The 6,969-nt window shown below is 70.2% G+C and carries 7 protein-coding genes; 5 read left to right on the top strand and 2 right to left on the bottom strand.

Annotated elements, in window-relative coordinates; genetic code table 11:
* The first annotated feature begins 226 nt into the window (after positions 1 to 226).
* The 5 genes from HMPREF0731_RS00055 to HMPREF0731_RS00075 all read left to right on the top strand — a co-directional run bounded on the left by HMPREF0731_RS00055 (position 227) and on the right by HMPREF0731_RS00075 (position 4,992).
* On the top strand, positions 227 to 1,003 hold the full coding sequence (locus HMPREF0731_RS00055; RefSeq protein WP_007001914.1) for an ABC transporter ATP-binding protein: 777 nt from the start codon (positions 227 to 229) through the stop codon (positions 1,001 to 1,003).
* Entirely contained in the window at positions 996 to 1,700 is a 705-nt protein-coding gene (locus HMPREF0731_RS00060) for an ABC transporter ATP-binding protein (RefSeq protein ID WP_007001915.1), read from the top strand. Before HMPREF0731_RS00055 ends, HMPREF0731_RS00060 begins: the two co-directional genes overlap by 8 nt.
* A 63-nt stretch (positions 1,701 to 1,763) precedes the next feature.
* Positions 1,764 to 3,017 carry an ABC transporter substrate-binding protein gene (locus HMPREF0731_RS00065; protein ID WP_007001916.1) on the top strand — a complete coding sequence of 418 codons (1,254 nt, stop codon included), beginning with the start codon at positions 1,764 to 1,766 and terminating at the stop codon, positions 3,015 to 3,017.
* Positions 3,018 to 3,096: 79 nt separating this feature from the next.
* Complete coding sequence (locus HMPREF0731_RS00070) at positions 3,097 to 3,984, top strand: branched-chain amino acid ABC transporter permease (protein ID WP_007001917.1); 888 nt, start codon at positions 3,097 to 3,099, stop codon at positions 3,982 to 3,984.
* Between the two features lie 3 nt (positions 3,985 to 3,987).
* Positions 3,988 to 4,992 (top strand): branched-chain amino acid ABC transporter permease, encoded by a 1,005-nt coding sequence (locus tag HMPREF0731_RS00075; RefSeq protein ID WP_007001918.1) that lies wholly within the window; start codon positions 3,988 to 3,990, stop codon positions 4,990 to 4,992.
* Between the two features lie 18 nt (positions 4,993 to 5,010).
* On the opposite strand, the gene HMPREF0731_RS00080 is transcribed toward HMPREF0731_RS00075, so the two are convergent.
* The gene (locus HMPREF0731_RS00080; RefSeq protein ID WP_040611783.1) at positions 5,011 to 6,504 is read right to left on the bottom strand and encodes a methyl-accepting chemotaxis protein; all 1,494 of its coding nucleotides are present in this window, start codon (positions 6,502 to 6,504) and stop codon (positions 5,011 to 5,013) included.
* A 74-nt stretch (positions 6,505 to 6,578) separates the two neighbouring features.
* The coding region (locus tag HMPREF0731_RS00085; protein WP_007001920.1) for an ABC transporter permease at positions 6,579 to 6,969 on the bottom strand (391 nt) is incomplete at its 5' end.

Here is a 6,969-nt window from a genome sequence, read left to right on the forward strand (position 1 = left end):
GGCGCGGCCCGCACCGGCGAGGCGGCCGACCGTGTCCGCCAGGCCTCCGAGGCGCTGGCCGGCCAGACCGAGGGGCTGCGCCGCCAGGTCGACACGCTGCTGCGCGGAATTCGCGCCGCCTGACCTGAAAGCTTTGCTTGCGCGGTCCTTCGCGCCTCGTCCATGCTGCGTCGCAACGGTTCCGGAACAGGAACCCCGGGGACGGCCAGGGAAGAGGGAGCGCAGGGTGGCGGACAGCATCCTGGAGACCGACGGCATGACCAAGGAATTCCTTGGCTTCGTCGCGGTGGGTGATGTTTCATTGAAGGTCCGGCGTGGCAGTATCCATGGGCTGATCGGGCCGAATGGCGCCGGCAAGACCACCTGCTTCAACCTGCTGACCAAGTTCCTGCCGCCGACGCGCGGCAGCATCCGCTTCGATGGGCGCGACATCACGCGCCTCAAGCCGGCCGAGGTGGCCCGCCTCGGCCTGGTGCGCAGCTTCCAGATCTCGGCGGTGTTCCCGCATCTCTCGGTGCTGGAGAATGTGCGCGTGGCGCTGCAGCGGGCGCGCGGCGGCAGCTTCGATTTCTGGCGCTCCGACCGGCTGCTGCAGCGCTACGATGCGCGGGCGCGGGAATTGCTGGAGGATGTCGGCCTTGCCGCCTATGCGCAGCTGCCGGCCGGGCAATTGCCCTATGGCCGCAAGCGGGCGCTGGAAATCGCCACCACCCTGGCGCTCGACCCGGTGATGATGCTGCTGGACGAGCCCACCGCCGGCATGACGGCCGAGGATGTCGACCGCATCGTGGCGCTGGTGAAGCGCGTGGCCGAGGGCCGCACCGTGCTGATGGTCGAGCACAACCTGAAGGTGGTGGAAGGGCTGTGCGACACCATCACCGTGCTGACGCGCGGCCGTGTCCTGGCCGAGGGCAGCTATGCCGAGGTTTCCCGCAACCCGGAGGTGATCGCCGCCTATCTCGGCACCGATCCCGCCATGACCGGAGCCGAGGCGCATGGCTGAGCCATTGCTGAAGGTCGCGAATCTCGAGGCGTGGTATGGCGAGAGCCATATCCTGCACGGCGTCGACATCGAGGTGCGCGAGGGCGAGGTGGTGACCCTGCTCGGCCGCAACGGCGCCGGCAAGACGACCACGCTGCGCTCCATCATGGGCCTTGTCGGCCGCCGCGCCGGCAGCGTGCGATTCGAGGGGCAGGAGCTGGTGGATGCGCGCAGCGACCGCATCGCCCGCGCGGGCATCGCCCTCTGCCCCGAGGAGCGCGGCATTTTCGCCAGTCTCGACGTGACCGAGAACCTGCTGCTGCCGCCGGTGGTGCGCCCGGGGGGGATGGATCTCGATTCGATCTACACCCTGTTCCCCAACCTCAAGGAACGCGCGCGCAGCCCGGGCACCAAGCTGTCGGGCGGCGAGCAGCAGATGCTGGCCATCGCCCGCATCCTGCGCACCGGCGCCAAGCTGCTGATGCTGGACGAGCCGACCGAGGGCCTCGCCCCCGTCATCGTGCAGCAGATCGGCCGCACCATCCGCGAGATCAAGGCGCGCGGCTTCACCGTGCTGCTGGTGGAGCAGAATTTCCGTTTCGCCCAGACGGTGGCCGACCGCCACTACGTGATGGAGCATGGCCGCGTCGTCGACGCGGTGGACAATGCCGAGCTGTCCGGCGCGATGGGCCGGCTGCACGAATATCTGGGCGTCTGATCCAGGGCTGCGCGCCGCGCCGGCGCCGGGCGGCGACAAGGACACAGGGAGAGAATCGAGAAAATGGCACAAGATCGCCGTAGCCTGCTGAAGACCGCCGCCGCCGCGGCCCTGGCGCCGAGCCTGGGCGTGGGGCTGGCCGGCCTGCCCGGCCGCGCCCGCGCGCAGGGCACCACGCTGAAGATCGGCGTGCTGAACGACCAGTCCGGCGTCTATCGCGACATCTCCGGCCCCACCTCCACCGCCTGCGTCCGCCAGGCGATCGTGGATTCCGGCATCACCGCGCGCGGCGTCACCGTCGAGGTGCTGCAGGCCGACCACCAGAACAAGGCCGATGTCGGCGCCACCATCGCCCGGCAATGGATCGACCGCGACGGCGTCGACGTCATCGTCGACGTGCCGAACTCCTCGGTGGCGCTGGCCGTCAGCGCCATCGTGCGGGAGAAGAACAAGGCCTATTTCAACTCGACCGGCGCCACCACCGACCTGACCGGCGCGCAGTGCAGCCCGAACACGGTGCACTGGACCTACGACACCTACATGCTGGCCAAGTCCACCGGCGGCGCCATGGTCAAGACCGGCGGCGACAGCTGGTTCTTCATCACCGCCGACTACGCCTTCGGCCATGCGCTGGAGCGCGACACCACGGGCTTCGTGCAGGCCGCCGGCGGCCGCGTGCTGGGCAGCGTGCGGCACCCGCTGCAATCGACCGATTTCTCCTCCTACCTGCTGCAGGCGCAGCAGAGCCGCGCCAAGGTGATCGGCCTGGCCAATGCCGGCACCGACACCATCAACAGCGTCAAGCAGGCCGCCGAGTTCGGCGTCACCCGGCGCGGCACCAAGATCGCCGTGCTGCTGATGTTCATCAACGACGTCCACAGCCTGGGCCTGCGCGCCGCGCAGGGGCTGGTCTGCACCGAGAGCTTCTACTGGGACCTGAACGACCGCACCCGCGCCTTCACCAACCGGGTGAAGGGCAACCTGGCAGGCAACATGCCGGCCATGTCGCATGCCGGCTGCTACGCCTCGGTGCTGCACTACCTGAAGGCGGTGGCCGATATGGGCGCGGCCCAGGCCAAGGCCAGCGGCGCCGAGGCGGTGGCGCGCATGAAGGCGATGCCCACCGATGATGACTGCTTCGGCCAGGGCCAGATCCGCGCCGATGGCCGCAAGCTGCACCCCTCCTACCTGTTCGAGGTGAAGACGCCCGAGGAATCGCGCGCCCCCTGGGACTACTACAAGCTGCTGCAGACCACCGCGGCGGACGAGGCCTGGCGCCCGCTCTCCGAGGGCCGCTGCAGCCTGATCAACACCTGACACCCGGCGACCCGGCCGGGCGGAGCCTCCGCCCGGCCGGCCCCGCCTGCCCAGACCCTCGCCGCAGGAAGCCTCGCCGGTGTTCGAAGACCTGCTTTTCCAATTGGAGCTCGGCCTGCCGCAGGTGGTGCTCGGCCTGGTGAACGGCGCGTTCTACGCGCTGCTCTCGCTCGGCCTCGCCGTCATCTTCGGCATGCTGAACGTCATCAATTTCGCCCATGGCGCCCAGTTCATGATGGGCGCCTTCGTCGCCTGGATGCTGCTGAACTGGGTGGGCATCGGCTACTGGCCGGCGCTGATCCTCTCGCCGCTGATCGTCGGCGCCTTCGGCGTGCTGATCGAGAAGACGATGATCAGCAAGCTCTACAAGCTCGACCATCTCTATGGCCTGCTGCTGACCTTCGGCCTGGCGCTGATCATCGAGGGCGTGTTCCGCAACCAGTTCGGCTCCTCCGGCCTGCCCTACGCGCCGCCCGAGGCGCTGGGCGGCCCGCCGGTCGATCTCGGCTTCATGTTCCTGCCGAAATACCGGCTCTGGGTCGTCGTGGCCGCGCTGGCCATGAGCCTCGCCACCTGGCTGGTGATCGAGAAGACCCGGCTCGGCGCCTATCTGCGCGCGGCGACCGAGAACGCGCCGCTGGTGCAGGCCTTCGGTGTCAACGTGCCGCGCATGGTGACGCTGACCTACGCGGCCGGCGTGGCGCTCGCCGCCTTCGCCGGCGTGCTGGCGGCGCCGATCTACTCGGTCAACCCGCAGATGGGGTCGAGCCTGATCATCGTCGTCTTCGCCGTCGTGGTCATCGGCGGCATGGGGTCCATCCTGGGCTCGGTGGTCACCGGCTTCGGGCTGGGGCTGGTCGAGGGGCTGACCAAGGTGTTCTACCCGGAGGCCTCCTCCACCGTGATCTTCGTCATCATGGCCATCGTGCTGCTGGCGCGGCCGGCCGGCCTGTTCGGGAGGGCCTGAGCCATGGCCGCGGGTCACGCTTCCGTCTCCACCCTGCCGGCGCTGCACGACCATCCCGGGCTGCTCGGCCTCTCGGCGCTGGGCTTCAACCGGGCGCAGAGCATCGCCTTCCTGGTGCTGCTGGCCGCGCTGCTGGCCGGGCCTTTCTTTCTGTATCCCGTCTTCCTGATGAAGCTGCTCTGCTTCGCCCTCTTCGCCTGCGCCTTCAACCTGCTGATCGGCTATGTCGGGCTGCTCTCCTTCGGCCATGCGATGTTCTTCGGCATGGGCGGCTACATCAGCGCCCATGCCGCCAAGGTCTGGGGCTTCACGCCGGAGCTGGCGATCCTGGCCGGCGGCGCGGTGGGGGCGGCGCTCGGCGTCGTCGCCGGCTGGATCGCCATCCGCCGCCAGGGCATCTACTTCGCCATGATCACCCTGGCCCTGGCGCAGATGGTGTATTTCTTCTGCCTGCAGGCGCCCTTCACCGGCGGCGAGGACGGCATCCAGCGCGTGCCGCGCGGCGCGCTGTTCGGAATCATCGACCTGTCGCGCGACATGGCGATGTACTGGGTGGTGGCGGGCGTCTTCCTGGCCGGCTTCCTGCTGGTCAACCGCATCATCCACTCGCCCTTCGGCCAGGTGCTGACCGCCATCCGCGAGAACGAGCCGCGCGCCATCTCGCTCGGCTACCGCTCGGACGATTACAAGCTGATGGCCTTCACCCTGTCGGCCACGCTGGCCGGCATCGCCGGCGGCACCAAGTCGCTGGTCTTCGGCATCGCCACGCTGACCGACGTCTACTGGGCGATGTCGGGCGAGGTGGTGCTGATGACGCTGCTGGGCGGGCTCGGCACGGTGTTCGGCCCGGTGATGGGGGCGGCCGTCATCGTCACCATGCAGAACTACCTGGCCGAGTTCGGCGCCTGGGTGACGGTGATCCAGGGCTGCATCTTCGTCGCCTGCGTCCTCGCCTTCCGCGCCGGCATCATCGGCGAGCTGGGGCGGATGCTGAAGGTCCGGCTGTAGGCGGCGCCGCGCCGCCCCTCAGGAAACCAGGGCCTGCGACAGGTCGGCGGCGCTGCGGAGATTGCCCTGCACCTGCCGCGCCGCCTCCTGGATACTCTCCAGGCCCTGGCTGATGGCCGCCACCGCCCCGGCGGCCTGGGTCATGTTCTCGGCCATCTGCCGCGTGGCCAGGCTCTGCTCGTCCACCGAGCCGGAGATGGCGGTGGCGATGTCCGAGATCGCCTCGATCCGCTGCGCCACGGAGCGGATCGCCCCCACCGTCTGCTCCACCGCGCTGCGCATCTGGCCCACCTGGCTGCTGATCTCGCCGGTGGCCCGGGCGGTCTGGCTGGCGAGGTTCTTCACCTCGGAGGCGACGACGGCGAAGCCCTTGCCGGCCTCGCCCGCCCGGGCGGCCTCAATCGTGGCGTTGAGCGCCAGCAGGTTGGTCTGCCCGGCGATGGCGGCGATCAGCCCCAGCACCTCGCCGATGCGGTCCGCCGCCTGCACCAGCTCCGCCACCGTCACCGAGGCGCGCTCCGCCTCCGCCTGGCCGGCGAGCGACACCTCCGAGGCGCTGCGCACCTGCCGGTTGATCTCGGAGACGGAGCTGGCCATGTCGTCGGCGGATTCGGCGATGGCCTGCACCTTGCCCAGCGTCTCGCCGGCGGAGCGGGAGGCGGCCTCCGCACGGTTCAGGGTCGTCTCGGCCGCGGTGGCGATGCCGGACAGCTCCCTGGCCACCTCCTCTCCCGTCCGCAGGCGGCGCTGCCGGGCCTGCGCCGTGGCGGTGACATCGGTGGCGTAGGTCACGATCTTCGACAGCCGGCCGCCGGGCGCCAGGATCGGGTTGTAGATGGCCTGGAGCCAGATATCGCGGCCATCCCTGGCCCGGCACCGGAACTCGCCCGCCTGGTACTGGCCGTTGCGCAGCGCTTCCCAGAGGGCGGCCTGGGCGGGCAGGCGCTGCTCCTCCGGCGGCACGAACAGGCTGTGGTGCTGGCCGACGATCTCCTCCAGCCGGTAGCCCGTGATGGCCAGGAAATTCTCGTTGGCGGTGAGCACCTGGCCCTCGGGGTCGAACTCGACCGCCGCGCGGGAGCGGTGGATGGCGGCGATCTGCCCCGCATGGTCCGCCGCGAGCATCGTGCTGGCGGTGACGTCGGTGGCGAATTTCATGATCCGCGCCACCCCGCCGCAGCGGCCGAGGACCGGGCAGTAGGAGGCCTGGATCCACACCTCGCGCCCGCCCTTGGCGAGTCGCCGGAACGTGGCGCTCTGGAAGCGGCCCTCGCGCAGCTCCTGCCAGAAGCGCCGATAGGCGGGGTCTGCCTCCGCGCCCGGCTCCATGAACAGGCTGTGCGGCCGGCCGCGGATTTCTTCGAGCCTGTAGCCCATGGTGCGGAGGAACAGATCATTGGCGGCGACGATGGAGCCATCCGGCAGAAATTCGATCACCGCCTGGCTGGCATGGACGGCGGCCAGTCGCGCCGCGGCGCTGGGCGGGAAGGCGGCGCAGAGCGCTGTCAGCATGAGGCGGCCTCGCTGGAGCAGAAAGGGCGCCATCCTAGCCGCGCCACCATAAGGGATCCTGAAGGCCGGCGCGCTCAGCCGGCCCCGCCGCGCTCCAGCAGCAGGCGCAGGCTGCGGTCGGCCAGCAGCGCCAGCCAGGCGGTGAACAGCGCCCCCTGCAGCACCCAGGCCATGTTGCCATTGGCCAGGCCGGTGACGATCGGGGTGCCCAGGCAGTTGGCGCCGGCGACGGCGCCCACCGCCGTGGTGGCGATCGCCAGCACCAGCGCCACGCGCAGGCCCGCGCGGATCACCGGCAGGGCCAGCGGCAGCTCCACCTGGGCCAGGATGCGCCAACCCCCCATGCCGCTGCCGCGCGCCGCGTCCAGCACGCCCGGCGGCACCGCGTCCAGCCCGGCGGTGGCGGCGCGCAGCACCGGCAGGCTGGCATAGAGCACCAGCGCCAGCAGCGTCGGCGCCGCGCCG

The organism is Pseudoroseomonas cervicalis ATCC 49957 (assembly GCF_000164635.1).
In the GTDB taxonomy this organism is placed as follows: domain Bacteria; phylum Pseudomonadota; class Alphaproteobacteria; order Acetobacterales; family Acetobacteraceae; genus Pseudoroseomonas; species Pseudoroseomonas cervicalis.